General features: G+C 56.2%; 20 protein-coding genes and 3 tRNA genes. 17 read left to right on the top strand and 6 right to left on the bottom strand.

The genetic code is table 11. The annotated features are described in order from the left end of the window. Positions 1 to 95: 95 nt before the first annotated feature. From lgt to recD, 10 genes are all read left to right on the top strand, one after another. Complete coding sequence (lgt, locus tag WN53_RS01945) at positions 96 to 968, top strand: prolipoprotein diacylglyceryl transferase (protein ID WP_024484281.1); 873 nt, start codon at positions 96 to 98, stop codon at positions 966 to 968. 6 nt (positions 969 to 974) lie between these two features. After that, positions 975 to 1,769, top strand: a complete 795-nt coding sequence (thyA, locus tag WN53_RS01940) for a thymidylate synthase (RefSeq protein ID WP_024484282.1) — start codon at positions 975 to 977, stop codon at positions 1,767 to 1,769. Positions 1,770 to 1,975: 206 nt separating this feature from the next. Continuing rightward, positions 1,976 to 2,479 carry a prepilin peptidase-dependent protein gene (locus tag WN53_RS01935; protein WP_024484283.1) on the top strand — a complete coding sequence of 168 codons (504 nt, stop codon included), beginning with the start codon at positions 1,976 to 1,978 and terminating at the stop codon, positions 2,477 to 2,479. Next, positions 2,467 to 3,039 (top strand): prepilin peptidase-dependent protein, encoded by a 573-nt coding sequence (locus WN53_RS01930; RefSeq protein WP_024484284.1) that lies wholly within the window; start codon positions 2,467 to 2,469, stop codon positions 3,037 to 3,039. The genes WN53_RS01935 and WN53_RS01930 overlap by 13 nt, the downstream gene beginning before the upstream one ends. A gap of 2 nt (positions 3,040 to 3,041) precedes the next feature. Further along, on the top strand, positions 3,042 to 3,488 hold the full coding sequence (locus tag WN53_RS01925; RefSeq protein ID WP_024484285.1) for a YgdB family protein: 447 nt from the start codon (positions 3,042 to 3,044) through the stop codon (positions 3,486 to 3,488). Further along, entirely contained in the window at positions 3,478 to 3,831 is a 354-nt protein-coding gene (locus WN53_RS01920; RefSeq protein ID WP_024484286.1) for a prepilin-type N-terminal cleavage/methylation domain-containing protein, read from the top strand. The genes WN53_RS01925 and WN53_RS01920 overlap by 11 nt, the downstream gene beginning before the upstream one ends. A gap of 288 nt (positions 3,832 to 4,119) precedes the next feature. Beyond that, positions 4,120 to 7,491, top strand: coding sequence for an exodeoxyribonuclease V subunit gamma (recC, locus tag WN53_RS01915; protein WP_024484287.1), 3,372 nt, complete (start codon positions 4,120 to 4,122; stop codon positions 7,489 to 7,491). 290 nt (positions 7,492 to 7,781) lie between these two features. Further along, positions 7,782 to 10,673, top strand: coding sequence for a pitrilysin (gene ptrA / locus WN53_RS01910; RefSeq protein ID WP_024484288.1), 2,892 nt, complete (start codon positions 7,782 to 7,784; stop codon positions 10,671 to 10,673). Continuing rightward, positions 10,670 to 14,221 carry an exodeoxyribonuclease V subunit beta gene (gene recB / locus WN53_RS01905; RefSeq protein ID WP_024484289.1) on the top strand — a complete coding sequence of 1,184 codons (3,552 nt, stop codon included), beginning with the start codon at positions 10,670 to 10,672 and terminating at the stop codon, positions 14,219 to 14,221. Before ptrA ends, recB begins: the two co-directional genes overlap by 4 nt. Next, on the top strand, positions 14,218 to 16,068 hold the full coding sequence (recD, locus tag WN53_RS01900; RefSeq protein WP_024484290.1) for an exodeoxyribonuclease V subunit alpha: 1,851 nt from the start codon (positions 14,218 to 14,220) through the stop codon (positions 16,066 to 16,068). Before recB ends, recD begins: the two co-directional genes overlap by 4 nt. A 156-nt stretch (positions 16,069 to 16,224) precedes the next feature. Here the strand turns inward: recD and argA are convergent, their stop codons facing one another. Next, positions 16,225 to 17,550, bottom strand: coding sequence for an amino-acid N-acetyltransferase (argA, locus tag WN53_RS01895; protein ID WP_024484291.1), 1,326 nt, complete (start codon positions 17,548 to 17,550; stop codon positions 16,225 to 16,227). A 228-nt stretch (positions 17,551 to 17,778) separates the two neighbouring features. On the opposite strand from argA, the gene amiC reads away from it, so the two are divergent. After that, positions 17,779 to 19,029, top strand: coding sequence for an N-acetylmuramoyl-L-alanine amidase AmiC (gene amiC / locus WN53_RS01890; protein WP_024484292.1), 1,251 nt, complete (start codon positions 17,779 to 17,781; stop codon positions 19,027 to 19,029). 104 nt (positions 19,030 to 19,133) lie between these two features. On the opposite strand, the gene WN53_RS01885 is transcribed toward amiC, so the two are convergent. The 3 genes from WN53_RS01885 to WN53_RS01875 form a co-directional block, all read right to left on the bottom strand. Next, a tRNA-Met gene (locus WN53_RS01885) sits at positions 19,134 to 19,210 on the bottom strand. Positions 19,211 to 19,273: 63 nt separating this feature from the next. Continuing rightward, positions 19,274 to 19,350 (bottom strand) — tRNA-Met (locus tag WN53_RS01880). A 65-nt stretch (positions 19,351 to 19,415) separates the two neighbouring features. Continuing rightward, positions 19,416 to 19,492, bottom strand: a tRNA-Met gene (locus tag WN53_RS01875). A gap of 237 nt (positions 19,493 to 19,729) precedes the next feature. Between WN53_RS01875 and mltA the strand changes: the two genes are divergently transcribed. Next, complete coding sequence (gene mltA / locus WN53_RS01870; RefSeq protein WP_024484293.1) at positions 19,730 to 20,875, top strand: murein transglycosylase A; 1,146 nt, start codon at positions 19,730 to 19,732, stop codon at positions 20,873 to 20,875. A gap of 136 nt (positions 20,876 to 21,011) precedes the next feature. After that, complete coding sequence (gene tcdA / locus WN53_RS01865) at positions 21,012 to 21,818, top strand: tRNA cyclic N6-threonylcarbamoyladenosine(37) synthase TcdA (protein ID WP_024484294.1); 807 nt, start codon at positions 21,012 to 21,014, stop codon at positions 21,816 to 21,818. Here tcdA and csdE read toward each other — a convergent pair. Both csdE and csdA read right to left on the bottom strand, forming a co-directional pair. Next, a complete protein-coding gene (gene csdE, locus WN53_RS01860; protein ID WP_024484295.1) occupies positions 21,809 to 22,243 on the bottom strand; it encodes a cysteine desulfurase sulfur acceptor subunit CsdE in 435 nt (144 codons plus the stop codon). The genes tcdA and csdE overlap by 10 nt on opposite strands. Positions 22,244 to 22,262: 19 nt before the next feature. Beyond that, a complete protein-coding gene (gene csdA, locus WN53_RS01855) occupies positions 22,263 to 23,468 on the bottom strand; it encodes a cysteine desulfurase CsdA (protein WP_024484296.1) in 1,206 nt (401 codons plus the stop codon). Between the two features lie 193 nt (positions 23,469 to 23,661). On the opposite strand from csdA, the gene WN53_RS01850 reads away from it, so the two are divergent. The 4 genes from WN53_RS01850 to rlmM all read left to right on the top strand — a co-directional run bounded on the left by WN53_RS01850 (position 23,662) and on the right by rlmM (position 26,867). Continuing rightward, complete coding sequence (locus tag WN53_RS01850; RefSeq protein ID WP_024484297.1) at positions 23,662 to 23,886, top strand: YgdI/YgdR family lipoprotein; 225 nt, start codon at positions 23,662 to 23,664, stop codon at positions 23,884 to 23,886. A 519-nt stretch (positions 23,887 to 24,405) separates the two neighbouring features. Next, a complete protein-coding gene (locus tag WN53_RS01845) occupies positions 24,406 to 25,323 on the top strand; it encodes a transcriptional regulator GcvA (protein WP_024484298.1) in 918 nt (305 codons plus the stop codon). Positions 25,324 to 25,375: 52 nt separating this feature from the next. Then, complete coding sequence (locus WN53_RS01840; protein WP_024484299.1) at positions 25,376 to 25,771, top strand: DUF423 domain-containing protein; 396 nt, start codon at positions 25,376 to 25,378, stop codon at positions 25,769 to 25,771. Further along, entirely contained in the window at positions 25,764 to 26,867 is a 1,104-nt protein-coding gene (rlmM, locus tag WN53_RS01835; RefSeq protein WP_024484300.1) for a 23S rRNA (cytidine(2498)-2'-O)-methyltransferase RlmM, read from the top strand. Before WN53_RS01840 ends, rlmM begins: the two co-directional genes overlap by 8 nt. Positions 26,868 to 26,886: the final 19 nt, after the last annotated feature.

Genomic DNA, 26,886 nt, shown 5'->3' with positions numbered 1-26,886 from the left:
TCTCAACGCGGTGCTCCCGTTGCACGGGCTTTGCACCGCGTTTGGCACCTGCCGCCCCCGCTTGGGGATGAATAACAGACATATTGTGGTGATAGATGAGCACTAGCTATCTGGCGTTTCCAAAATTTGATCCGGTAATTTTCTCTATCGGCCCGGTCTCTTTGCACTGGTACGGTTTGATGTACCTGGTTGGCTTTGTTTTTGCCATGTGGTTGGCGGTACGCCGCGCGAACAAGCCCGGCAGCGGTTGGACCAAAGACGAAGTGGAAAACATGCTGTATGCCGGTTTCCTTGGGGTCTTTATCGGTGGCCGTGTCGGTTATGTGCTGTTTTACAACCTGCCGCTATTCCTGGATAACCCGCTCTACCTGTTCAAAGTCTGGGATGGCGGTATGTCATTCCACGGCGGCCTGATTGGCGTGATCGCGGTGATGCTGTGGTTTGCCCGCCGCACCAAGCGCAACTTCTTCCAGGTTTCTGATTTTATTGCCCCGCTGATCCCGTTTGGTCTGGGCGCTGGCCGCCTGGGTAACTTTATCAACGGTGAGCTGTGGGGGCGTGTCACTACCAATACACCTTGGGCGATGCTGTTCCCAAGCTCGCGTCCGGAAGATATCGCCATCGCTGCCGCCAATCCTCAACTGCTGCCGCTGCTTAACCAATATGGCGTGTTGCCACGTCATCCGTCGCAGCTGTATGAAATGGTGCTGGAAGGCATCGTACTGTTTATCATTCTGAACCTGTTCATCCGCAAGCCGCGTCCGATGGGGGCCGTTTCCGGCCTGTTCCTGATTGGCTATGGCACGTTCCGTATTATCGTCGAAGCGTTCCGCCAGCCGGATGCCCAGCTTGGCCTGTTTGACGGGGTGATCAGCATGGGGCAAATCCTGTCCGTGCCGATGGTGCTCGCCGGTATTATTATGATGATCTGGGCGTATCGTCGTCGTCCACAGCAACAACAGTCGTGAGGAAAAATGAAACAGTATCTGGATTTGATGAACAAAGTGCTCGCCGAGGGCACCCCTAAAGCCGACCGTACCGGCACTGGCACGTTGTCGATTTTCGGCCACCAGATGCGTTTCAACCTGCAGGAAGGCTTCCCGTTGGTGACCACCAAGAAATGCCACCTGCGGTCGATTATTCATGAGCTGCTGTGGTTCCTGAACGGCGATACCAACGTGGCGTATCTGCGTGAAAACAACGTCAGCATCTGGGACGAATGGGCCGATGAAAACGGCGATCTTGGCCCGGTCTATGGCAAGCAATGGCGTGCCTGGGGCGCGGCGGATGGTCGCCAGATTGACCAGCTAAGCACCGTATTGCAACAGCTGAAACAGGACCCGGACTCGCGCCGTATTATTGTTTCTGCCTGGAACGTGGGTGAGCTGGATAAGATGGCTCTGGCACCGTGCCATGCCTTCTTCCAGTTTTATGTGGCGGACGGCAAACTCTCTTGCCAGCTGTATCAGCGCTCGTGCGACGTGTTCCTCGGCCTGCCGTTCAATATTGCCAGCTATGCGTTGCTGGTCCATATGATGGCGCAGCAGTGCGATCTGGAAGTGGGCGATTTCGTCTGGACCGGTGGTGACACCCATCTGTACAGCAACCACATGGAACAGACGCAGCTGCAATTAACCCGTGAGCCGCGTGCGTTGCCGAAGCTGGTGATCAAACGCAAACCAGCCTCGCTGTTTGATTACCGCTTTGAAGATTTTGAGATTGAAGGCTACGATCCGCATCCGCCGATCAAGGCTCCTGTCGCTATCTGATTTGCTGAGGGCCGTATCCGGCCCTCTTTCTTAATCCCGCTGAAAGTAGGCGCGCCGCATGCTGCGCCCGTGCTGTATTGCCAAAAATGCGAAGCCGTACTCAATTTCCCCCGCCGTGTTACCTGCTAACTAAAAATTCTGCGCATCATTTGCCAGCCTGAGAAAAGGTGCCTTTCATCGTGCCTCTGGCTGATTACACTCGCCGTATGAACCGATATAAAAATAGCCCCGAACACCAGCAAGGCCTGACGCTGATCGAACTGTTGATCGTCATGGTACTGGCAGGGATGCTGACCTCTTGGGGGGTTAGCCAGTGGTATCACTATCAACAGGCGCTGCGGCTGGAGCAGACCGCCCAGCAACTGCTGGCATTCCTGACGCGCTTACAGGCCGATGCCAACTGGCATAACCGCACCGTTTTACTGTGGTTTCGGCCTGGGAAAATCTGGTGCATAGGCAGCGGCCCGCAGGCGGCATCCTGTACTGCATTGACGGACCGGGCCTTTACCCCAGAACATCTGGATGTGGAGTTACAAGGTTATACCCAAAAGGATATGGGATTTTATGGGGTGCGCAACAATGCGCAGGCCGGGCATATCTTGCTGGGCAATCCGGCTGGCCGCATACGTCTGGTGCTCTCTGCCAAAGGGCGGTTGCGGCTGTGCAGCGAAGAAACCGCCATCCGGAGCCTGCCCTTATGCGCACCTTAGAACAAGGCTTTACCCTGCCGGAGGTACTGCTGGCGATGACATTCGGCAGCCTGATTGCATTGGCGGCGGCGAAAACCTTACCGATACTGCGTCAGCAGACGGTTGATATGGGCCGTCATTATCGGTTGGATCTGGTGTTACGCCAGCTGGCTTTCGGGATTGAAAAGGATCTGCGCCGCAGCGGGTTTTGTGCCGGGCAGTGTCAGGGGCGCTCGCTGCTGATTGGTCATGCGGCGGGGGAAGCACCGGGCAGCTGTGTGATCGTGGCCTACGATCTTAACCGCAATGGCAACTGGGAAAGCGGTGGCGATGCCGAGTATTTTGGTTACCGCCTGCGGGCCGGTGGGCTGGAGGGGCAAAGCGGCGTGACCCAGTGCCAGGGCAGCGGCTGGGAACGCTTGCTCGATCAGGAAGAGGTACGGATTGAGTCTTTTTCTGTCAGCCAGATTGCAGGGCGCGATGGCAAATCCTTGATGTTGTTTGCCCTAAGTGGCCGCTCAACGGTGCGGGCAAATATAGAACGCCGCCTGGAGTGGGCGGTCAGCATGGAGGCACCCTAGAGATGGATAGGCAGCAGGGGGGCAGCACATTGGCTGCGGTGATGTTGTTGCTGGTAATGGGGCTGATGCTGCTCACCGCCCAGCAGCGGCAATTGGACAGTGCGCTACTGCTGGCCGTCGATCAGCAGCGCTATCTGCGGGCTTACAACCAGGCGGCTTCGGCCCTAAGTTGGGGGCTGGCGCAGCCGTGGCCTCGGGAGTCTCTACAGGCGAGCCACTGGTCTTGTCAGCAGATAAGCGGCGAGGCGTTGCAAGCCTGCGCCCGGCTCTCGGCCCGTACCGGTTTGGTGATGGTGCGTGGGGCTGGGGATTTCGCGGGAGCGGAACCTTTGTGGCTATACCAACTGGCTACACAGCAAGGTGGGGCAGGTAGCCACCTGCTGAAAGCGCAAAAAGGCGGCTGGCTGGATTTTTGTCCGGAAAAGCGGGAAAGCGACTGTGCTGATTAAACCAGCTGGCCGGCATACTCAGCGGGGGTTCAGCCTGCCCGAAGTGTTGATTGCGGCATTGTTGTTCGCCGTCTCGCTGCTCGGGCTGTTACAATATCAGCAGGTGCTGTTGCAAGCTTTTCAACGGCAGTGGCAATATCGACAGGCCTGGTCGCTGGCGCACCAACAGCTGGAAATATTCAGTGCCGGTGCTGAAATAAATCATGCCGTATCGCTACCGCCAAATTGGCACTACCAGGTCGAAACCCACCAGGCGCAAGGCTCATGCCTGCGGCGCACGGTGAAGATACAAACGCCACTGCACCAACAGATTGAACTCAGCCGCTGGTATTGCGGTCAGTAGCGCGGGCGCAGCATGCCGCGCCCCTACGTAGTGAGCCGGTGAGGTTTGTCAGTCGTCTTGATCGGTATATTGGTCGAGGTGTTCTCGATCGGTTCCCTCTCCCTGTGGGAAAGGGTTAGGGTGAGGGCGGTCACTGAAATTACGGCCAGTAGCACGAGTGTTGTTGGGCTTGCCCTGGACTGTTTTGGCCGAAGTATTCTCGATCAGTCCCCTCTCCCTGTGGGAGAGGGTTAGGGTGAGGGGAAACTATGTCGTCGGTAATGCCCTTTTTCGCTTCCAAGGAGCCTCATGTTTACGGTTTATCATTCCAATCAGTTGGACTTGCTGAAAACGCTGACCAGCGCGCTGATAGCCAGAGAACCTTTGGCCGATCCGTTTCAACAGGAAGTGGTGCTGGTGCAAAGCCCCGGTATGGCACAGTGGTTGCAGATGCAGTTGGCCGAGCAGTTTGGCATTGCCGCAAATATCGTCTTCCCGCTCCCGGCGACCTTTATCTGGGACATGTTCACCAAGGTATTGCCAGGCATTCCCAAAGAGAGCGCCTTTAGCAAAGATGCCATGACCTGGAAGCTGATGTGGCTGCTGCCAGGCATGCTGACCCGGCCCGAGTTTGCTCCTCTACAGCATTACCTGACCGATGACGCCGACAAGCGCAAGATCCACCAGCTCGCCGGGCGCGTTGCCGATCTGTTTGACCAATATCTGGTTTATCGCCCGCAGTGGCTGGAAAGTTGGCAGCGTGGGGAGGCGGTAGAAGGGCTGGCGGAGGCGCAAAGCTGGCAGGCCCCCCTGTGGCATCGGCTGGTGGAATATACCCACGAGCTGGGTCAGCCTGAATGGCACCGTGCCAACTTATATCGCCGGTTTATCAGCGCGCTGGAGAATGCCACTCAATGTCCTGCGGGGTTGCCGCCACGGGTGTTTATCTGTGGGATTTCTGCCTTGCCGCCAATTTACCTGGAAGCACTGCAGGCCTTGGGTAAACATATTGATATCCATCTGATGTTTACCAACCCCTGCCGCTATTACTGGGGCGACATTCAGGACTACGCCTTTCTGGCCCGTTTGCAGAGCCGCAAACGCCGCCACTATCACCAGGCGCGGGAGCAAGGCCTGTTCCGCGAGCCGGAACAGGCAGCCCAACTATTTGATGCCGAGGGCGAACAACAGCTGAGTAACCCACTGTTAGCTTCCTGGGGCAAGCTTGGGCGCGACCATCTGTATTTACTGTCGCAGATGGAGGCGGTGCAGGAGGTGGACGCCTTTGTCGAGATCCCGGCTGATAGCTTGCTGCACGCCATTCAGCACGACATGCTGGAGCTGGAAGATCACGCACTGATCGGCACCACGCCGGAAACCCTGGAGCGCAGTGACAATAAACGCCAGCTCGATCCGCAGGATCGCTCCATCAGTCTGCATGCCTGCCACAGCCCGCAGCGCGAAGTCGAGGTGCTACACGATCGGTTGCTGACGATGCTGGCAGAAGATCCCCAACTTACCGCGCGCGACATCATCGTGATGGTGGCGGATATCGACAGCTACACCCCGTATATTCAGGCGGTGTTTGGCAATGCCCCGGCCGGGCGCTATCTACCGTTTGCCATTTCCGACCGCAAGGCCCGTCAGGCGCATCCTGCGCTACAAGCCTTTATTTCCCTGCTAGATTTGCCGCAAAGCCGTTTTACCTCAGAGCAGGTACTGGCGCTGTTGGACGTGCCCGCGCTAGCGGCACGTTTCTCAATTCAGGAAGAGGGCTTAAGCCTGTTACGCCACTGGACTGGTGAATCCGGGGTACGTTGGGGCTTGGATGATGACAACGTGCGTGAGCTGGATCTGCCCGCAACCGGGCAGCATACCTGGCGGTTTGGCCTGACGCGGATGCTGCTGGGCTACGCCATGGACAGCAACGCCGGAGATTGGCAGGGCGTATTACCTTACGATGAGTCGAGTGGATTAGTGGCCGAACTGGCCGGGCAATTGGCCGATCTGCTGGCACAACTCAGCCGTTGGCGGCAAATCCTCAGCGAAGAGCGGCCGTTAGCCGAATGGTTGCCGCTGTGCCGCCAACTGCTTAATAGCTTCTTTGAGACGGACAGCGAAACCGAAGAGGCGTTGGCGCTGATCGAAGAGCAGTGGCAGAAAGTGGCCAGCTTTGGCCTGGCGGCGCGCTATCCCGATGCCGTGCCGTTGACGCTGCTGCGCGATGAACTGGCCGCAAGGCTCGATCAGCAACGCATCAGCCAGCGTTTCCTGGCCGGTCAGATCAACTTCTGTACCCTGATGCCCATGCGTTCCATTCCGTTCAAGGTGGTCTGCCTGCTGGGCATGAACGACGGTGTCTACCCTCGTACTTTGCCGCCGCTGGGTTTTGACCTGATGGCGCAGCAGATTAAGCGGGGCGACCGCAGCCGCCGTGACGATGACCGCTACCTGTTCCTGGAGGCGATCCTCTCTGCCCAGCAGCAGTTGTACATCAGCTTTATTGGCCGTTCCATTCAGGACAACAGCGAGCGCTATCCTTCCGTATTGGTCACTGAACTGTTGGAATATCTGCAGCAAAGCTATTGCCTGCCCGGTGATGAAGGGCTGGATGCAGACGGCAGCGCACGCAGGGTCGGTGAGCACTTGCTTAAACGCCATGCCCGCATGCCGTTTGCTGCGGAAAACTTCCTGCCGGGAAGTGAAGATCAAAGCTATGCGGCAGAATGGTTGGCCGCTGCCGATGGTCGTGGCGCTGCACATCCGGAATTTAATCAACCGCTGGTGGTGGAAGAGAAAACTCAGGTTTCTCTTGATGAACTGCTCCGTTTTTACCGCCATCCGATCCGTGCCTTCTTCCAGCTACGTCTTGGCGTTAACTTCATTCTGGAAGAGACCGATCTGCCGGAAGACGAGCCTTTTACGCTCGATAACTTCAGCCGCTATCAGTTCAACAGCCAATTGCTGAACACGCTGATCGAAGGGGAGGACGCAGGCAAGTTGTACCAACGGGTGCGTGCATCGGGGGGATTACCTTACGGAGCTTTTGGTGAGATTTACTGGCAAAAGCAGCAGGAAGAAATGGCGGAGCTGGCCGAACGGGTGCGTGAACAGCGCCAGGAGAATGGCAGCCTGGAGCTGGATATCGACGTTGCGGGTATGCGCATTACCGGCTGGTTGCATCAAGTGCAACAGGATGGCTTGCTACGCTGGCGGCCAGCAACGCTTTCGGCCGTAGACGGCATCTTACTTTGGTTGGAACACCTGGTGTATTGCTGCGTTGGGGGGGCCGGGGAAAGCCGTATGTTTGGCAGCAAGAATTCCGCCTGGCGCTTCGCTGCGCTGACGAGCGAGGAGGCCCATGAGCAGTTGGCGGAGCTGGTGGCGGGCTACCGCCGTGGCCTGTCGCAGCCGCTGATGCTGCTCAATAAAAGCGGCTGGGCCTGGTTGAGCCAATGTTATCAGGCGCAAACGCAGCAGATAGACTGGGATGAAGAAGTCCAGGTCAAGGCGCGTGCCAAGCTGCTGCAAGCCTGGCAGGGCGATCAGCGGATCCCGGGCGAGGGGGCAGATCCTTATACTCAGCGCGTTTTCCGCCAAATGGATAATGTTCGCCTTGAACAAATCCTGAAAGAAACAGAGCGTTACCTGCTGCCCGTGGCCCGTAATAATCTTGGGTAACAATCCCTCGGTGGCACAGGCCGCAGTGAGGTGATAAAAATTTTACGCTTTTATACTCAACCATTGAGGTTAAGTCTGGTCTTACATAACGTATAGGCATATACGTTATAGAGTGGCGTACGCTGCGCCCCAACGATGTGGGCTATAGTGAGTTGAGTGTTTAAAACCGTAATGCTTTGAGTTAGAAATTGAATTTCATTGGGCATCGCTTTCGGTTGTGTCATTTTGCACCGTGCTGTCACCGTCAGGGAGTTGGCGTGACAGCCAGAGAACAGGGGTTTATTTTGGATATGCGCAGATTGTTGACCCGCATTACCGGGTTGATGTTATTGGTTATGTTTTGGGCGCCGTTAAGCTGGGCCGCACAAGGCTGGCAACCGCTGGCGGAAAAGATCAACAAAAGCGATCACGATCCGCGTGAATATCAGGCTATCAAGCTGGATAACGGCATGACCGTACTGCTGGTGTCTGACGCGTTGGCACCAAAGTCACTGGCTGCCCTGGCGCTGCCGGTAGGCTCACTGGAAGATCCCAACAGCCAACTTGGCTTGGCTCACTACCTGGAACATATGGTACTGATGGGCTCCAAGCGCTATCCAGAACCCGAGAACCTCTCCGAGTTTTTGAAAAAGCACGGTGGTAGCCACAATGCCAGCACCGCGTCTTACCGCACCGCATACTATCTGGAAGTGGAAAACGACGCTTTAGAACCCGCTGTCGACCGCATGGCCGATGCCATTGCCGAACCTATTCTGGATCCTGGCAACGCGGACCGTGAGCGTAATGCGGTGAATGCCGAGTTAACGATGGCGCGCTCCCGTGACGGTATGCGCATGGCACAGGTTGGGGCAGAAACCCTTAATCCGGCTCACCCTAGCGCACGTTTTTCTGGCGGCAACCTCGAGACTTTGCAGGACAAGCCAGGCAGCAAGCTGCATGAAGAACTCGTTGGTTTTTATCAGCGTTACTATTCTGCCAACCTGATGAAGGGCGTGCTGTATAGCAACCAATCCCTGCCTGAACTGAGAGCGCTGGCGGTCAAAACCTTCGGCCGCATTCCTAACCACGATGCGAAAGTGCCACCGATCACCGTTCCTGCGGTCACCTCGGAGCAGCAGGGCATCATTATTCATTATGTACCGGCGCAGCCGCGCAAACAGCTGAAGGTCGAATTCCGTATCGATAACAACAGCGCCGAGTTCCGCAGCAAAACCGATACCTATATCAGCTACCTGATTGGCAACCGCAGCACCAATACGCTTTCCGACTGGCTGCAGAAGCAGGGGCTGGCAGATGCCATCAATGCGGGTGCCGACCCGATGGTCGATCGCAACGGCGGTGTGTTCTCAATCAGCGTTTCCTTGACCGACAAGGGGCTGGCGGAGCGTGACCAGGTGGTGGCAGCGATCTTCAGCTATCTGAAAATGCTGCAGGGCGAAGGGATCAAACAAAGTTATTTTGACGAGATCGCCCATGTGCTGAATCTGGATTTCCGCTATCCGTCGATTACCCGCGACATGAATTACATCGAATGGCTGGTGGATACCATGCTGCGTGTACCGGTAGAGCATACGCTGGATGCGCCGTACCTGGCCGATCGCTACGATCCTAAAGCCATTGCTGAACGCCTGGGTCAGATGACGCCACAAAATGCGCGTATCTGGTTTGTCAGCCCTAATGAGCCGCACAATAAAACGGCTTACTTTGTTGAGGCACCTTATCAGGTCGAGAAAATCAGCGCGGAACGCTTCGCGAAATGGCAACAGTTGGGTAAAGATATCGCGCTTTCTCTGCCGGGGCTGAACCCTTATATTCCGGATGAGTTTACCCTGAACAAGCCTTCACATGAGTTCATCAAACCGGAAATGGTGGTGAATCAGCCAGGCTTGCGGGTGCTGTATATGCCAAGCCGCTATTTTGCCGATGAACCCAAGGCCGATGTGACGGTCGCTTTGCGTAACGCCAAAACCATGGATTCAGCGCGTAATCAGGTGCTGTTCTCGTTGATGGATTATCTGGCGGGGATTTCGCTCGATGAGTTGAGCTATCAGGCCTCGGTGGGCGGGATTAGCTTCTCTACCTCACCTAATAATGGCCTGATGTTTAGCGCCAATGGCTTTACCCAGCGCCTACCGCAGCTGTTGACCTCGCTGATTGAAGGCTACTCCAGCTTTACCCCAACGCAAGAGCAGTTGGAACAGGCGAAATCCTGGTATCTGGAACAGTTGGATTCTGCCGAGAAGGGCAAAGCCTTTGAGCTGGCGATCCAGCCGGTACAGATGCTGTCCCGCGTGCCTTATTCCGAGCGCAGCGAACGCCGTGAAGTGCTGAAAACCATAACGTTGCAGGACGTGCTGGCTTACCGCGACAGCCTGATGGCCGGGGCCACGCCGGAGTTGCTGGTAGTGGGTAATATGAGCAAGCAACAGGTGGACACGCTGGCCTCTTCACTGAAGAAGAACCTGGGTTGTACCGGTGTGGAATGGTGGCACGGTGAAAACGTCGTGATTGCCAAAAACCAGTTTGCCAACCTGCAGCGTCCTGGCAGCAGCACCGATTCGGCGCTGGCGGCGGTGTATGTTCCAACGGGGTATGACGAAGTGACCAGCATGGCCTATAGCTCATTGCTGGGGCAGATCATCCAACCGTGGTTCTACAGCCAATTGCGTACCCAAGAGCAGCTCGGCTATGCGGTGTTCTCCTTTGCGATGCCGGTTGGCCGCCAGTGGGGCATAGGTTTCCTGCTGCAAAGCAACAGTAAGCAGCCAGCCTATCTCTACCAGCGCTATCAAGATTTCTATCCGAAGACGGAAAAGCGTCTGCGTGAGTTGAGTGATGCCGATTTTGCCCAATACAAACAGGCCATGATCAATGAACTGCAACAGCGTCCACAAACCTTGGGTGAAGAAGCGGGCCGCTTCAGTAGCGATTTCGATCGCGGTAATTTCGCCTTCGATACCCGTGAAAAGCTGATCGCTCAGGTACAGACTCTAACGCCTGCCAAACTGGCGGATTACTTCCATCAGGCGGTGATTAAGCCACAGGGTCTGGCACTGTTGTCTCAGGTGAGTGGCAGCAGCCAGCAGAAAGCCGACTTTGCTGCGCCGGGTGAGGGTTGGGTGACCTATCCTAACGCCTCATCACTGCAAAAAACGCTGCCTCGTAAAGTGGCGACGCCATGACGAAAGGCGTTCCTCAGCGGCTTGATCCACTGACGTTGCCGCTGTTTGGTGAACGGCTGATCGAAGCCTCGGCAGGGACAGGGAAGACCTTCACTATCGGCGCTTTGTATCTGCGCTTGCTGCTTGGCTTAGGCCAGGCAGCGGCGTTTCCACGGCCGCTCACGGTAGAAGAGATCCTGGTGGTTACCTTTACCGAAGCGGCGACGGAGGAACTCCGGGGCCGCATTCGCAGCAATATCCACGCATTACGCATTGCCTGCGTACGCGGGCATAGCTCAGACCCGCTGTTTGCCGCGCTGATGGCGGAGATTGGCGATCTGCCAGAGGCCGCAGCGCAATTGCTGGCTGCTGAGCGCCAGATGGACGAAGCGGCGATCTACACTATCCACGGTTTTTGTCAGCGAATGCTTACTCACAACGCATTCGAGTCGGGCATTCTGTTTGAACAAACGCTGGTGCAGGACGAACTGCCGTTGCGCCGTCAGGCCTGCGCCGATTTTTGGCGGCGTCACTGCTACCCATTGCCACTGGGCGTTGCCCGGGCGGTTAGCCAGGAGTGGAGCGGCCCAGAGGCTTTGTTGAGCGATCTCTCGGGCTATCTGCATGGCGAAGCTCCTACTCTGCGTCAGCCACCGAAAGATGAAGAAACGGTGCTGATGCGCCATGAACAGATAGTTGCGCGGATCGATGCCCTCAAGGCGCAATGGCAGGCAGCGGCGGCCGATCTGGAGGCGCTCATCAGCCAGTCTGGCGTCGACAAACGTAGCTACAGCAGCAAGCATTTACCCAACTGGCTGAATAAGGTGGGCGAATGGGCGGGGCAGGAAACCGAAGATTACCAGTTACCTAAAGAGCTGGAGAAGTTCCGCCAATCGGTGCTGCTGGAGAAAACCAAGAAAGGTGAAGCTCCGCGGCATCCGCTGTTTGTGGCGGTTGATGAGCTATTTGCCGAACCCTTGACCCTGCGTGACTTGATCATGGCAAGGGCGTTGAGTGAAATACGCCTTTCTATTCAACAGGAAAAACGCCAGCGTGCCGAACTGGGTTTTGACGATCTGCTCAGCAGGCTGGATGCGGCACTGCAAAGCGCCGGTGGTGAACAATTGGCGCTGGCGATCCGCCAGCGTTATCCGGTGGCGATGATCGATGAGTTTCAGGATACCGACCCACAGCAGTACCGGATCTTCCAGAAACTGTATGTTGGCCGGGAAGAGTGTGGCCTGCTGCTGATCGGCGATCCTAAACAAGCGATTTACGCCTTCCGTGGGGCCGACATTTTTACCTATATGAAGGCTCGTTCAGAGGTAAGTGCCCACTACACCTTAGAGACCAACTGGCGCTCATCACCGGCGATGGTTGGCAGCGTTAACCGCCTGTTTGCTCAGGTGGAAAAGCCGTTCCTGTTTGGCCAAATCCCGTTTATCGAGGTGGCTGCCGCAGCGAAGAACCAGGAACTGGTCTTCGAGTGGCAGAATAAGCCGCAACCGGCCATGCAATTTTGGTTGCAACCCGGGGATGGGGCCGGAGTAAGTGATTACCAACAATTAATGGCGCGCTTGTGTGCAGCCCAGATCCGCGACTGGCTGAGTGCCGGGCAGGCCGGAGAAGCCTGGCTGGTCAAAGGGGATCAACGTCGCCACGTTCAGGCATCGGATATTACCATTCTGGTGCGTAGCCGCGCCGAAGCGGCGTTGGTGCGTGATGCACTCAGCGCGCTGGCCATCCCCTCGGTTTACCTTTCCAACCGTGACAGCGTGTTTGATACGCCGGAAGCCAAAGATTTACTGTGGCTGCTACAGGCGGTGCTGGCTCCCGAACAGGAGCGAACCCTGCGCTGCGCTTTGGCCACTGGGCTATTGGGGTTGGATGCTTTGACGCTGGATGGATTAAACCATAACGAGTCTGCTTGGGATGATTTGGTCAACGAGTTTGATGAATATCGTAGCCATTGGCTGCGCCGTGGCGTGTTACCAATGCTGCGTGAGGTGATGGCCAAGCGGCATCTGGCAGAAAACCTGCTGGCCAGCCCTGGGGGCGAACGCCGTTTGACCGATGTCATGCACCTGGGGGAGCTGTTGCAGGAAGCCACGGCGCAACTGGATGGTGAACACGCGCTGGTACGTTGGTTGGCGCAGCAGATCGCTCAGCCGAATCGCCAGTCGGACAATCAGCAACTGCGGCTGGAAAGCGACCGCCATCTGGTGCAGGTGATCACCATCCACAAGTCGAAAGGGTTGGAGTTCGATCTGGTGTGGCTGCCTTTTGTGGGGAATTTCCGCCAGCAGCAGCAGGTGCTGTACCACGATCGCCAGACCTTTAAAGCCCTGCTGGATCTCAATGCCAACGAAGAAAGCGTGGCCTGGGCGGAAGAAGAACGGTTGGCAGAGGATTTGCGCCTGCTGTACGTGGCGCTGACCCGTTCGGTGTATCACTGCAGCATCGGTATTGCGCCGTTGTTCCTCGGCACGCGCAAGAAACAGGGCGATACGGATTTGCACCGCAGCGCGCTGGGATATCTGGTACAGGCGGGGCAGGCGGGCGATGCGGCCTATCTGCAAACCTGCCTGCAACAGCTGGCAACCCAAGGCATCGCGCTGTCGCTGGTGGATGCGCCGGGTGAACAGAGCTGGCAGCCCCAGATGGCCGACGCTGCAGAACTGACGGCCAGGCAGTTTCCACGCAGGATGCAGGATTTCTGGCGAGTAACCAGCTATACCGGCTTGCAACAGCATGGCGCAAGCCGGATGCAGGAGCTGTTGCCGCGCCTGGACGTTGATGCTGTTGGTGAGGGCGATACGGCTACACCACCCGCATTTACTCCCCATACTTTTCCGCGTGGCGCGGCTCCTGGCACCTTCCTCCACAGCCTGTTTGAGGAGCTGGACTTTACCCAACCTCTAGATGAACAGTGGCTGTTGGAGCAGTTGCAACAGCAAGGGCTAGAGGAGCATTGGTTGCCGGTATTATCCGGCTGGATGCAGGTGCTGTTGAATGCGCCGCTTAATAGCAGCGGCGTCGCGCTATCCGCCTTACCGTCGGGGGCCAGGCAGGCAGAGTTACAGTTCTATCTGCCGATCGGCGGCCTGCTGCAAGCGCAGCAACTGGATGAGTTGGTAAAACGCTACGATCCCCTTTCTGCTGGCTGCCCGGCGCTGGATTTTCAACAGGTTCAGGGCATGCTGAAAGGCTTTATCGATCTGGTATTCTGCTGGCAGGGAAAATACTACCTGCTGGATTACAAATCCAACTGGCTGGGCGAAGACAGCAGCGCCTATACCCAAGAGGCGATGGCGCGGGCGATGGCGGAACACCGTTACGATCTGCAATACCAACTCTATACCTTGGCGCTGCACCGCTATCTGGGGCATCGTCTGGCGGATTACGATTACCAGCGCCATTTTGGCGGGGTGATTTATCTGTTTTTACGCGGGGTGGATGCCGAGCATGAAGGCAACGGTATTTTTGCCTGTCGCCCGGAGTTCGCTCTGGTTGAAGGAATGGATCGCCTGTTTAGCGGTGAAGCGGCCAACGTTGAGGATGGGCAATGATTGAGATTTTGCATCAGGCGTTGGCTCTGGGCGCCCTGCGACCGTTAGACGTGCAATTTGCCCAGGTGGTCGCCAACGATGATGAACCGGATATCCTGCTGGCCGCCGCCTGCCTGAGCTCGGAGGCCGGTGCGGGCCACGTTTGTCTGTTGCTCGAACAGCTATTGCCGGAGAATCTGTTTGGTGGCCGCCAGCCGGAGTTGGCCTTGGCCGCGTGGCAGGCTTGTGGGCAACCGGACGTGGCGAGTTGGCAACAGCGTCTGGCGGTCTCGCCAGCGATTAGCGATGGCAGTACGGCAACGCCGATGGTCCTGCAACAGCAGCGGCTGTATCTGCAACGCATGTGGCAGAGCGAAGGTGACGTCGCCACTTTTATCAGCAGCGACAGCGTGCCACAGGAACTTGAAGAGGCACAGCTACGCACTATTCTCGATCGGTTATTTGGCGCGGCCACGGACGAACCTGATTGGCAAAAAATTGCCGCAGCGGTAGCGGCCACGCGCCGCATCGCGATTATTTCCGGCGGCCCCGGTACTGGCAAAACGACCACCGTTGCCAAGCTGTTGGCGGCGCTGGTGCAGTTGGCGGCCGGGGAGCGTTTGCGTATCCAGCTTGCTGCGCCTACCGGTAAAGCAGCGGCTCGTCTAACCGAATCCTTGGGAAGCGCTAGCCGTCAGTTGGACTTAACCCCGGAGCAACGGGCCTTGTTTCCTACGGAAGCGGCGACGTTACACCGCTTGCTGGGGGCCCAGCCAAACAGCCAGCGCATGCGCTATCACCGGGGCAACCCGCTGCATCTGGATGTGCTGATAGTGGACGAGGCTTCGATGGTGGATTTGCCCATGATGGCAAGGTTGATTGCCGCCTTGCCCCCCAAGGCGCGAGTCATCTTCCTTGGCGATCGCGATCAACTGGCCTCAGTGGAGGCTGGCGCCGTGCTGGGGGATATCTGCCGGTTTGCCGAGCAGGGATATAGCGAAGCCCGTGCGGCGCAGTTGGCGCGCCTGACCGGTTGCCCTTTGCAAGGGCAGCCAGCGCAGGCCGAGGCAGCGGTGCGCGACAGCCTGTGTCTGCTGCGCAAGAGTTACCGGTTTGATGCCAAATCCGGCATTGGCCAGTTGGCTTTGGCGGTGAATGCTGGCGATAGCAAGCGCGCCCTGGCAGCGTTGAACGGCAGCTATTCTGACGTGGAGGGTTACCCACTGGCAGAAACCGAAGATTATCAACGGCTGCTGGATAGCTGCGTTGCCGGTTATCGCGACTATCTGCAGCTGGTAGCAGAAGGGGCAGGGGCCGTGACGATCCTGGATGCCTTTGGCCGCTTCCAGTTGCTCTGCGCCCTGCGCGAAGGGCCATTTGGCGTTGCTGGCTTGAATGAGCGTATCGAAAGCGGGCTGCAGCGTGCCGGTTTGATCCGGCGTAATCCTGGCCCCGCCGGGCGCTGGTATTTAGGGCGGCCGGTGATGATTGGCCGCAACGATAGCGCGCTGGGGCTGTTTAACGGCGATATAGGCATTGCCTTGCCCGGTGAGGGCGGCGAGCTGCGCGTGCATTTCCAATTACCGGACGGCAGCATCAAATCGGTACAGCCTAGCCGCTTACCGGCGCATGAAACCGCCTATGCGATGACGGTGCATAAATCACAGGGTTCGGAGTTCGACCATACGGCGCTAGTACTGCCGAATCATTTTCTGCCGGTACTGACCCGTGAGTTGGTTTATACCGCCATTACCCGCGCACGCCAGCGGTTGTCGCTGTATGCGGTAGACAAGGTGTTGGTAAGCGCTATCCGCACCCCCACGCAGCGCCGCAGCGGGTTAGCCGAACGCTTGCAGATTGGGAAATAACAACGGGTGGGTGTTTGCTAGTGCCGCCATACAATCAAACATAAAAAATGACAGGTGATGGGGTTTGATATCGTTGACAAACCCTCGCCGGGTTCAGCACGTAGGGGCGCAGCATGCTGCGCCCGTCTAGATAATCAATGGGTTAGCTAGGGGGAGTTAAAGATCGGCCAACAGGATCTTCGAGCGACGCTGGTAGTTATATAAAGCCTGTTTCTGCATCGGCAGCACGTCAACTTCCGCCGGAGTGAAGCCGCGCTCCTGGAACCAGTGGATGCTGCGTGTGGTCAACACAAACAGCTTCTGTAGCCCCATCTGGCGAGCCTGGCTTTCTACCCGCTGCAGCAGCATCTCGCCCCGTGACGAACTGCGGTAATCCGGATGCACCGCCACGCAGGCCATCTCACCAATCTTCTCTTCCAGGAACGGATAGAGCGCCGCGCAGGCAATGGTCAGGTTATCGCGTTCGATAATCGTGAACTTGTCGATCTCCATTTCCAACTGTTCGCGCGAACGGCGGACTAAAATCCCTTGTTGCTCCAATGGGCGGATCAGCTCGAGTATCCCACCGATATCATTGATGGTTGCCCGGCGTACCTGCTCGGCACTCTCCATAACGATTTGGGTACCGATACCGTCGCGTGAAAATAGCTCCTGTACCAGTGCACCATCCTCCTGATAGCTGATCAGGTGGCTGCGGCGTACCCCGCTGCGGCAGGCCTTTACCGCGCCGCGCAGGAAGCGCACGGTGCCGGAATGGTAGTCACCAGTCTCTTCCAACTGCTCAATGCGTTTTTGCGCATCATTGGGGAACAGTTCGGAAAGGATATTGCCTTCCGCATCGGTCACCCCTTGTGATGAACAGAAGCCGATCATTTTCTCGGCCTTCAGCTTGATTGCCAACTGGGTGGCGACTTCTTCCGAGGTCAGGTTAAAGCTTTCGCCGGTCACCGATACCGCCACCGGGCCAATCAGCACGATGGCCTTACTGTCGAGTTGGCGATGAATGGCTTCTTCATCAATACGGCGTATACGGCCGCTATGGCAATAATCGACGCCGTCATCCACGCCCAGCGGTTGAGCGATAATAAAGTTGCCGCTCACTACGTTGATGTGCGCTCCTTGCAATGGGGTGTTATTCAGGCTCATGGAAAGTCGTGCGGTAATATCCAGTTGTAACAAGCCGGCGGCCTGCTTGACCAACTCTAGCGTATGGGCGTCGGTCACCCGGGTATGCTTATGGTAAATCGGCTCGTAGTTATGCTGCGCCAGATTGGCGTCAATCTGCGGCCGCGCACCGTAGACCACCACCAAACGAATGCCCAGGCTATGTAACAGCCCGATATCGTTGACGATACTGGAAAAGTTTTCATGTTCAATAGCTTCGCCACCCAGCATGACGACAAAGGTCTTGCCACGGTGAGTATTGATATAGGGTACTGAGTGACGAAATCCTTGCACCAGCTCTGTACTACGTTCCTTCACGGCAAGACCTCATTTGCATATTTATACGGTATTTTTGTATTTTTATTCCTTTATCGCGTCAAAGGCAAGTAGGAAATGAGAGTGATTTTTCTGACAAATGTGCTAACTGATTAATAAATTGAAAGATCATAAAAAGATTTTCTGATGACAGCGGTGAATGGATTGGGTAAAGTTTTTGCCATTGTTTTTTTTTGCTGTTTTTTTAATCGTTATTTTTACCGGAGCCGCATGCCTAACTCTAATCACAATCCGGGTCGCCGTCGTTTGTTGCAGGGGGTTGCCGCAACCTGGTTGCTGAGTGTGAGTCGCGTTGGTTTCGCCGCTGCTTCTCATGTGATTGCTGTCCGTGTCTGGCCTTCCTCGACCTATACCCGAGTCACGCTGGAATCCAATGTTCCACTGAAATACAAACAGTTTGCCCTGACCAATCCAGAGCGCATCGTGGTGGATGTGGAAGGGGTACAGCTGAATAGCGTGCTTAAAGGGATTGCCGGGCAGGTGCGTAAAGAAGATCCCTATCTGAAGCAGGCGCGGGTCGGCCAGTTCGACAAGAATACCGTCAGGTTGGTGCTGGAACTCAAGCAAAGCGTCAGCCCAAATATGTTTACCCTGACACCCGTCTCCGAATACCGCAACCGCTTGGTGATGGATCTTTATCCAACCAAGGGGGGCAGCGGTGAAGAATATGATCCGCTGTTGGCGTTACTGGAAGATTACAACAAGGGCGATCTGGAGCGGACGTTACCGGCAGAAGCTCCGCAGGCCGGTAAGGCTGGGCGCGATCGGCCGATTGTGATCATGCTCGATCCTGGGCACGGCGGTGAAGATCCGGGGGCTATTGGCAAAAACAAAACCCGTGAAAAAGATATTGTGTTGCAGATTGCCCGTCGTCTCAGTGCGCTGATCAAACGCGAACCCAACATGAGAGTGTTTATGACGCGCAATGAAGACGTGTTTATCCCATTAAAAGTGCGCGTAGCCAAAGCTCGTAAGCAGCGGGCAGATCTGTTTGTCTCGATCCACGCCGATGCCTTCAGCAATCGTTCGGCACGTGGTTCCTCGGTGTTTGCGCTTTCTACCAAAGGGGCCACCAGTAACGCCGCCAAGTTTTTGGCGCAAACCCAGAACGCCGCCGACGACATCGGCGGGGTCAGCAAGAGTGGCGATCGCTACCTGGATCACACCATGTTCGATCTATTGCAGACCGCCACCGTCAATGACAGCCTGAAGTTCGGTAAGGAAGTGCTGAACCGGATGGGTAAAATTAACCGTCTGCATAAGAATCGTGTCGATCAGGCCGGCTTTGCCGTATTGAAGGCCCCGGATATTCCGTCGATTCTGGTGGAAACGGCGTTTATCAGCAATCTGGAAGAAGAGCGCAAGCTGCGCACCAGCCATTTTCAGCAGCAGGTGGCGCAATCTATTCTGGCCGGGATCAAAGCCTATTTCGCCAACGGTGGCGCATTGGCACGGCGGTAAACCAGGCGTAGCCCAAGGAGGGGCGGCGCGGTTAATTGGGAAGGTAGGGGAAATTCAGATACAAAAAAACACCCGTTAAGGTGCTTGTCTGATGTAATCAAGATTGGTTGCGGGGGCCAGATTTGAACTGACGACCTTCGGGTTATGAGCCCGACGAGCTACCGGGCTGCTCCACCCCGCGTCCGTCTTGATACTGATATTATCGAACCAACCCTTCATGTGATACCGCCATTGCCGTATCGGTTGGTTGCGGGGGCCGGATTTGAACCGACGACCTTCGGGTTATGAGCCCGACGAGCTACCAGGCTGCTCCACCCCGCGTCCGTATAATACCTTTTCTTTCATCGAATCCAACACATTTTTGATACCGTTATCACAGTATCGGTTGGTTGCGGGGGCCAGATTTGAACTGACGACCTTCGGGTTATGAGCCCGACGAGCTACCAGGCTGCTCCACCCCGCGTCCGATGGAAGCGCACTATACTCTCCAGGCATTTTGTTGCAAACCCTTTTTGCATATAATTCACCGAAAGCCATTTATATGCTGAATTAGTCCCCAATTTGCGTTTTTTTTCATCATAATCATCTGGCTGGGAATTTTTAGCGGTAGCGATTCCTTTATCTATAGCCGTTTGTTATCGTTCAGCCAGTTTACCCGTATCCATTGGGTATGGAACATATCAGTCTGAGAGAGTGTGCAATGAAAGGACGTTGGGGCAAATACCTGCTCGGTGGGTTAGTGGTTGCGGTACTGGCCGGTTGTTCGTCAAAACCGACCGACCGTGGGCAGCAGTATAAAGATGGTCATCTGGATCAGTCGCTGGAGTTGGTGAATCGTCCCAATGCCAGAGGCGCCCCGATCAACGGCCAGGATTACTCTAACCAGCTGATGGAGATTAAGTACGCTTCGCCGTCGCTGTTTAACCGCAATAACTCCACCTATCAGGCAGTGCAAAACTGGATGGCGGCGGGGGCGGATACGCGCCAACTGAACCAGTTCGGCCTCAGCGCCTATCAGATGGAAGGTGTAGATAGCTATGGCAACGTCCAGTTCACCGGCTATTACACCCCGGTGCTGCAGGCGCGTTATACCCAACAGGGCGAATTCCGCTACCCGCTGTACAGCATGCCAGCCAAAGGTAAGCGCCGCCTGCCGGATCGTGCCGGTATTTACTCAGGGGCGCTGGACAGCCGTTACATCATTGCTTACACCAACTCCCTGATGGATAACTTCATGATGGAAGTGCAGGGCAGCGGCTATGTCGATTTCGGCAATGGCCAGCCATTGGTGTTCTTTGGTTATAGCGGCAAGAACGGCCATGCTTACCGCAGTATCGGCAAGGTGCTGATCGATCGCGGTGAAGTGGCCAAGGCCGATATGTCCATGCAAGCCATTCGCCAGTGGGCGGATACCCACAGCGAAGCCGAGGTGCGCGAACTGCTGGAGCAAAACCCGTCGTTCGTGTTCTTCCACCCGGTGCCTTTCGCTCCGGTGAAAGGGGCCAGCGCGGTGCCGTTGATTGCCAAAGCCTCCGTGGCTTCCGATCGCTCCCTGATCCCGGCCGGTACCACGTTGCTGGCAGAAGTCCCGCTACTGGACAACAAGGGCAAGTTCACGGGAAAATATGAAATGCGCCTGATGGTTGCCCTCGATGTGGGCGGTGCCATCAAGGGCCAGCACTTTGATATGTACCAGGGGATTGGCCCAGAAGCCGGACACTCGGCAGGGTTCTATAATCACTATGGCCGGGTCTGGGTATTGAAAGGCGGTAATCCTGGGGCACAGCTGTTTAGTGCCAATCAACCGTTGACCACCTCAAGTGGTTCCCAGCTGGTTACCCGTTAAATTAGTTCGACCGTAGGGGCGCTGCATGCTGCGCCCGCAAAGCAGCGCCCAACGTTGTGATTCCGGTGGGTTTATGAGCGTCCTCAGGGCCGGATTTCCGGCCCTGACTATTTGCAACCAAGGTAAGTAAAGAGAAATGAGTACAGCCTATTCAGAGGCCTATCTACAGCGTTTTGGCGGTACGGCACGCCTGTACGGCCAATCGGCATTGGCACTGTTTGCCCAGGCGCACGTTTGTGTGATCGGCATTGGCGGGGTCGGCTCATGGGCGGCTGAAGCGTTGGCACGCACCGGCATTGGTGCGATCACCCTGATCGACATGGATGACGTCTGCGTCACCAACACCAATCGGCAGATCCATGCTTTGCGCCAGCATGTTGGCCAATCGAAAACCGAAGTGATGGCAGAGCGGATCCTGGCGATCAACCCGGAATGCCGGGTGACCTGCGTAGATGACTTTATTACCCCGGACAACGTCGCCGAGTTGTTGAACCATAATTTCAGCTATGTGATTGATGCGATCGACAGCGTGCGGCCCAAAGCGGCGTTGTTGGCCTATTGCCGCCGTTTCAAGATCCCGGTGGTCACTACCGGCGGTGCCGGTGGGCAGATTGATCCTACGCAGATCGCCGTGGCCGATCTGGCCAAAACTATCCAGGATCCACTGGCAGCAAAACTGCGCGAAAGGTTGAAGAACGACTTTAACGTGGTGAAAAACAGCAAAGGCAAGCTGGGGATCGACTGCGTCTTCTCCACCGAGCCGCTGGTATATCCGCAGCCGGATGGTTCAGTGTGTGCCTCACGCAGTACCGCAGAAGGGCCGAAGAGAATGGATTGCAGCGCGGGTTTTGGCGCGGCGACCATGGTCACCGCGACCTTTGGCTTTATTGCCGTCTCCCACGCGTTGAAGAAGATGGTGGCAAAGGCGGCACGTCAGGCATAGCTGGCAGCGATAGCGTGCACTCTGGCCGCCAAGGCTGCCAGGCCGCTGGCTCGGGTGGCGCTGAGCTGGGCACGCAGCGCCAAGCTATCAAACAGTGCCAAAGGATCGATAGCTAAGACCTGCTGCGGCGTTTTGCCTTCGACTGCGGTCAGCAGGATCGCCAGCAGGCCGCGCACAATGCGTCCTTCGCTGTCGCCATAAAAATGCAGTGTTCCATCAGCCAACCGCTGGTGCCCCAACCAGACCCGGTTTTCGCAACCGCTCAGTTCCATCTCCGTTTGCCGCAGATCGGCTGCCAGCGATGGCAAGCGTTTCGCCAGCATGATCAGTTGGCGGTAACGGTCTTCCCACTGTTTTAGCGCGCTGAAGGTTGTTATCAGCGTCTCGGCGGTGATTTCACGGCCAAAGGGGTGAGGGGCAAGCATCGGTTCTCCATTTTGCATCTTATTCCGCCAGTAATTCGATGGCATTAGTTAACGCCAGCACCAGAGCATCGACGTCTTGCGGCGTATTATAAGGCGCAAATGACGCACGTAACGTTCCGCTGACCCCTAATGCGGCGATCAAAGGTTGGGCGCAGTGTTGGCCCGCGCGTACCGCGATGTTCTGTTCGGCTAACAGGGTGACGATATCGCTGTGGTGGATCCCGGCGATATCAAAGGCCAGCAGGCTGGAGCCGGAACTGCGGAAGCTGCGAAATCCGGGTAACTGCTGCAAACGCTGTTCGGCATTTTGCGCCAGGGCGCGGCTGTATTGCTCGGCGGCGGCCATATCCTGCGTTTCCAGCCAGCTCAACGCGGCACCCAGCCCCAGCACTCCGGCAATATTCGGCGTACCGGCCTCAAAACAGTGCGGCGGTTTTTGTGGCGTAAAGCCGCTGAAAGAAGCCTGCGTCAGCATTTTCCCCCCGCCTTGCCATGGCCCCATTTGGGCCAGCAACGCGGTTTTGCCATACAACGCACCAATGCCAGTTGGGCCATAGAGTTTATGCGCTGAGAAGGCGTAGAAATCGATATCCAGCCGCTGAACGTCGGCAGGGCAATGCACAATGCCCTGTGCGCCGTCGATCATCACTACTGCGTTGACCGCATGAGCCAACTCAATAGCCAGCGCGATATCCGGGCAGCCTCCCGTGACGTTAGACATTTGTCCCAAGGCCAGAATGCGGGTTTTCTCGCACAACAGCGTAGGGAGCAGCGTCAAATCTGGCAGGCGATCGGGGCCAAGCGGCAGCTTCACCACTTCGGCACCGGTCTGTTCTGCCACCATCAACCACGGGATCAGGTTGGCATGATGCTCCGCCTCGCTAACCAGGATCTGATCCCCGGGCTGCAGGCGTGGGCGAGCATAGCTCTGCGCGACTAAATTGATGGCTTCTGTGGTGCCACGGGTCCAAACGATATCGTCCGCACCGGGGGCATTAATCAAGGTGGCGACCTGCTGGCGTGCCAGCTCAAAGCGCTGGGTCAAATCCTGAGCCGCACGATGTTGGCTACGGTGTACGGTGGCGGCATCTGCGCTGTAAAACTGCTGCGTGGCGTCGATCACCGCCTGCGGTTTTAGCGCGGTAGCGGCACTGTCCAGATAAATTCCCGCCTGTTGAAGGGCCGGGAACTGGCTGCGGAACAAGGTAGGCTCAAAAGGCTTCATCGGCTGATTATCAGTGGCTTTGTCAGCCATTGATCCTGTCCTATTTTGCCGTCAGAGACAAGTTATCCCGAACAATTGTCGCTGTTTCCTGGAAATCTGACGAAAGTTTGTTATGCTGAATATTGGCGTTCGAATGAGTCCCTTAAATAACAGAAATGAGTTTTACAGCATTTTTATCTACAAGGAGTCACAAATGAACAAGACAGCCGCAGTTATCTCTGCCCTGATGCTTACGTTTACCCTATCAGCCTGCTCAAGCAACTACGTCATGCATACCAGCGATGGGCGCACCATTGTCGCCGATGGAAAACCCAAGGTGGATGACGATACCGGGATGATCAGCTACAAAGATGCCAACGGCGTTGAGCAGCAGATTAACCGTGCCGATGTGAAAGAGATGGTGGAAGGTAACCAGTAAACATTGGGCAAAAAAAAGCACCGCGAAGTTGGCGGTGCTGCATAAAATCACTATGGACAGACAGGGTAAATGTACAGGAAGTGAAAAACAGTAGCCTAGCTACCATGTCCGAATTGGCGGACAAATTGCAAACACAACATCACAACCACAAGCCAAAAGTTCATCGGCGTCCTCGACACCCAATCCCTTTTCGTTCCGGCCCAGGAAGTGTCGCCACTATAGGTATTTACTGGCGCATGCTCAACGGACAATTTATAATGGCTCGGATTAAAAAAACTAATGGCAATAGTCCACGCGGATGGGCTAGTGGCGTTATGTATCGTGCAGCCTGATCTCGTTTGCGAAACCCGGCGGCCATTTGTTACATAAATGTAACTAAAGCCGATGAATTGCAGATTGGCCGCTTAGGCGCATCCTTGCGCTCGCGGCATTTGAACATCCCTGTTCGGCACAGCCTGGCGGCGTTAAAGGCGCATTCAGCCGACAACGCCGCAGTTTGCAATACAAAAGGGTTAATTCATGTCTAAACGTCTCCCTCCTCTTAATGCTCTGCGGGTTTTTGACGCGGCAGCCCGCCATTTGAGCTTTACCAAGGCGGCAGAGGAGCTGTTTGTTACCCAGGCCGCAGTCAGCCATCAGATCAAGTCTCTGGAAGATTTTCTGGGGCTGAAACTATTTCGACGGCGTAACCGTTCGCTGTTGCTGACGGAAGAGGGACAGAGTTATTACCTGGATATCAAAGAGATTTTCTCTTCGATCAATGAGGCAACACGCAAGCTTCAGGCACGCAGTGCCAAGGGGGCTTTGACCGTCAGCCTGCCGCCCAGTTTCGCCATTCAGTGGCTGGTGCCACGTCTTTCCAGCTTTAACTCAGCTTATCCGGGGATCGATGTGCGTATCCAGGCCATTGACCGCGAAGAAGAAAAGCTGGCGGATGACGTTGACGTGGCGATCTTTTATGGCCGTGGCAACTGGCCGGGAGTGCGCACCGAGCGTTTGTATGCGGAATATCTGCTGCCGGTTTGCTCTCCCAGCCTGTTAATGGGCGATCATGCACTGAAAGTGCCGGGCGATCTGGCTTATCATACGCTTCTGCATGATACTTCACGCCGCGACTGGTTGGCATACACCCGCCAACTGGGGTTACAGCATATCAACGTGCAGCAAGGGCCAATCTTTAGCCATAGCGCCATGGTGGTTCAGGCAGCCGTTCATGGTCAGGGGATTGCTCTGGTGAACAACGTGATGGCGCAAACCGAGATCGAAGCCGGTCGGCTGGTCTGCCCGTTTAACGATGTGCTGGTAAGTAAAAACGCTTTTTATCTGGTATGTCATGACAGCCAGGCAGAACTGGGTAAAATAGCCGCCTTTCGCCAATGGATCTTGGCGCGTGCGGCCAGCGAACAGGAGAAGTTCCGCTTTCGCTATGAACAATAAGGCCGGCTGCGGTGACGTTGTGGCTGGTGAGTCTCGATTAAGGTGAATAATGATGAGTAGCCGTTCTATGCTGATTTTTGCTGCTATCAGTGGTTTTGTCTATGTTGCTCTGGGCGCGTTTGGTGCGCACGTATTGAGTAGTGCGCTTGGGGTCAATGAAATGGCCTGGATCCGCACCGGGCTTGATTACCAGGGGTTCCATACTCTGGCGATCCTGGGGCTGGCCGTTGCCATGCAGCGTCGGGTCAGCCTGTGGTTTTACTGGAGCGGAGCGCTGTTGGCGCTCGGCACCGTGTTGTTCAGCGGCAGCCTTTACTGTCTGGCGCTGTCTCACCAAAAGGTTTGGGTTTATGTCACGCCAGTAGGCGGGACCTGCTTCCTGATCGGTTGGGCATTGATGTTGATTGGCGCTTTGCGTCTGAGGAAAAAGGCCGAGCGCCATGAATAAGATCGCGTTGTACTGCCGCCAAGGCTTTGAGAAAGAGTGCGCGGCGGAAATTACCGACAAGGCCGCCCAGTTGGAAGTATTTGGCTTTGCCAGGGTTAAAGACAACAGCGGCTATGTGCTGTTTGAATGCTATCAGCCGGACGATGCCGATCGCCTGGCGAAAGAAATCCCGTTCCGTGAGCTGATCTTTGCCCGCCAGATGTTGGTGGTGGGAGAACTGCTGCGTGATTTGCCGCCGGAAGATCGGGTTTCACCGATTGTCGGCATGCTGATGGGCGTGGTCGACCGCGGCGGTGAATTACGGGTCGAAGTGCCAGATACCAACGAAAGCAAAGAGCTGCTGAAGTTCTGCCGCAAGCTGACTGTGCCGCTGCGCGGCGCATTGCGTGAGCAGAAAGTGCTGATGGCGCGTGAGAATCCCTCTCGCCCGGTGGTACACGTGTTCTTTATCGCGCCGGGCTGTTGCTACGTGGGGTATTCCTACAGCAACAACAACTCCCCGTTCTATATGGGGATCCCTCGGCTGAAGTTCCCGTCTGATGCGCCAAGCCGCTCTACGCTGAAGCTGGAAGAGGCTTTCCACGTATTCATCCCGGCAGACGAATGGGATGAGCGTTTAGGCAGCGGAATGTTTGCGGTCGATCTGGGGGCTTGCCCTGGCGGCTGGACCTATCAGTTGGTCAAACGCAGCATGATGGTGCATTCGGTGGACAACGGCCCAATGGCCCAGAGCCTGATGGATACCGGGCAGGTGACCCATCACCGTGTCGACGGCTTCCGCTTTGAACCGACCACCAGCAAAAACTACTGGGTAGTGTGCGATATGGTGGAGAAACCGGCAAAAGTGACCAGCCTGATGATCCAATGGTTGCTCAAAGGCTGGTGCCGTGAGGCGATCTTTAACCTGAAGCTGCCGATGAAGAAGCGTTACGAAGAGGTGTCGCAGAACCTGCAAAGTATCCACGAAGCCTTGGCCAACGAGGGGATTAGCGCAGAGATCCACGCTAAGCAGTTGTACCACGATCGTGAAGAGATCACCGTACACGTGCGCCGCATGTGGTCGGCCATTCCCGGTCGCCGCGACGAGCGCGAGTAAGGCATAAGGGCGTTGCTGC

This window comes from Serratia fonticola, assembly GCF_001006005.1.
GTDB lineage: Bacteria > Pseudomonadota > Gammaproteobacteria > Enterobacterales > Enterobacteriaceae > Chania > Chania fonticola.
This window is presented reverse-complemented; position numbering and strand designations above follow the sequence as displayed.